Source organism: Alkalibacterium sp. 20, from assembly GCF_001885615.1.
Classification (GTDB): domain Bacteria; phylum Bacillota; class Bacilli; order Lactobacillales; family Carnobacteriaceae_A; genus Alkalibacterium.
The window spans coordinates 1-2479 of sequence record NZ_LSRN01000080.1; the positions used below are offsets into that span (position 1 = coordinate 1).

3 protein-coding genes are annotated in these 2479 nt (G+C 31.1%); all 3 read right to left on the minus strand.

What is annotated here, in order from left to right; all coding sequences use genetic code 11:
* Window positions 1–1079: CapA family protein (locus tag AX762_RS11295; RefSeq protein WP_083432951.1), on the minus strand; the 1079-nt coding region annotated here is incomplete at its 3' end.
* Window positions 1080–1083: 4 nt separating this feature from the next.
* Window positions 1084–1989, minus strand: a complete 906-nt coding sequence (locus AX762_RS11300; RefSeq protein WP_218162511.1) for an ATP-grasp fold amidoligase family protein — start codon at window positions 1987–1989, stop codon at window positions 1084–1086.
* A gap of 23 nt (window positions 1990–2012) precedes the next feature.
* The coding region (locus AX762_RS11305) for an O-antigen ligase (RefSeq protein WP_177244104.1) at window positions 2013–2479 on the minus strand (467 nt) is incomplete at its 5' end.

Here is a 2479-nt window from a genome sequence, read left to right on the forward strand (position 1 = left end):
GCTTCACATTCTACATAATTTTGAATAGCTAATAAACTTCTTTCATTATATATCTTTTTCATTAATGAACCCCTACATATATATTTATCAAATCTGTAAAACCATTTACTAAGCCCTGATAAACCTCTTAAATAGTTGTCCAGCTGAGCATCTGCATAATTTTGATATTGTTCTAAAACAAAACCTTTTTTTTTAATCTCTTGTGTGCGTCTTAAAAAATCATTTAGGATAGCAGCAGACTCATTAGCGTCTGCTAAACGTGTTCCTTGTTCAGTTGCAACTATAGGAATATATTCTAGCTCGATATTATCTTTTAGTATAATATTTATTATTACACTTGTATTCCAGTACTCATTACTCTTCCGTTTGAAAATAAAGTTTCCTTGACCATATATGATAGTGGAGTCCTTATAAACCTCTTTAGCACCAATACAATGGCTGTGCTGACATATAACAATGTCCGCACCTCTCTCAACCATTTTTCGAGAAATTTTTTGCAGATAAGGTGAAGGATAGCGATAATGTTCTTTTCCGCCATGATATAAAACTATTACATAATCAGACTTTTTTTTGAGATTAGAAATATGTTCTAAACTATCAATTGGATCGAAGGGGTTAGCGCCAGCAGAATTTTCTTTAGCAGCTGAAAACTCATTCTCTGTACAAGCATAAATACCAATTTTAACTCCTGAATGCTCTATAACATATCCTGCAGATGCTTCAAAAATGTTATTTCCTACTCCAACATGGGGTAATTTTTTTTTATTTAATATGTCAATAGTTGATTTTAGACCTTTTGTGTCATGATCTAAAATATGATTATTTGCCAAGGTAATAAGTGATGGCTCTAATTTTTCTATTCCAGATATTACACTTGTGGGGGCTAGTAGGTTGGGACCCCACTTATTTATAGGTTTTTCTCTATCATATAAGGGTGCCTCTAGATTGAAAATTCTCACATCAGAATTTAGCCATATGTTTTTTAAGTCATTCCCTAATAATGATTCAAGATATCCATTATTGAACAGTTCGAAATTTTCTTTTGTAGGAACTAGATCACCACCTATAAGAATATTCATTCTATCACCTTTTCTCATTAATTATTTTAGGAAGTTTGATGCAATCTCCTAATTCTAGACCTAAGCTTTGTGGCTCAAATCTTTCAAAACCAGATCCATGGTACAAAGTAATTTCACCAAAATATATATTGTCATCTATTGAATAGAAATCTATTCTTGCATGAGGGATATTTTCAGATAATTTTCTCGCGAGTTCAAGCAATTCTGTCAACTGTGTAGGCTTGTTTATTATTTTCGTAGAGTCATTAGGATATTTTATTGTCGCATCTATATACTCCCAATCTAATGTATAAAGATTTCTTTGATGATTACTATGTCGATCAAAATCAACTTCAATCAACTTAGGCTCTCCGTTGAAGCAAAATATTTTATAGTCTTTAAGCTCTACTCCAGACTCATCTGTCATGTAATCTTCGCATATAATTCTCGGTTTAATATCTTTATAAGCCCATTCTCTTCCAAACCAAAACCAATTCTTTTTCATCCATTTATTTAATTTTCGTTTTGCTGCAATAATGTCTAAATCCTTTTTCCCAGAACATATTATATTAGATCCAGATCCATGAGTGCATTTGAGTACGAATTTCTTAGGTAAGCTATCCCACTCGATTTCATCAACATTATCATATACTGCAATTAAAGGAATCAGATATTTCTCTCCGATTTTTTCTCTGACATACGCTCTTACAGCATATTTATCAGCTATAACATTATATAAAGTTTTCCTATCATATAACTTTATCCACTGAATTTTTTCGTTATATGACTTAGGATTTTTTATATTCAACTTTTGACCTGTTTCACCCCAATATACTAACCTAATATATATATAATCAGGCAACCAATTTAAGAGGTATTTGTTCCCCAAACGTCTTATTAACCTACGTGGCGTTTTGACTAATGAACTCAATGACTTAATCTTCATGGCTCTATTCACAGCTCCTTGTCTGATGCAATAATATTTCTTCGATTTCTTAACTTCTTTTTCTCAATGTAATAAAATGAAATCATCCATGAGAATGCAAATGTATCCCTGATTCCATAAAAATGTATTACACCTGTTCCTAAAGCAATAATTACTAATAATAATAATAAATACTGTAGTGAAAGCAGACCTTCTTTATTAGTTCTATTTTTGTAATAGACTAGACTCAGATTTGAAAATATTATCAAATAAGGAATAAAGTATATGATACTTCCTATCAATCCTGTTGTAGCTAATACTTCTGCATATGTTGAATGACTATATGTCTGATATAAACTTGTCAACCTATAATTATCAAAACCAATTCCAAAAATAGGGCTATTTTGAAATACGTTAACTACTTCTTGATACATTCCAATCCGCTTATCATCACTTGAAAAAGTTATTGCATTTCCCAAAAACCTTTGATAAATAA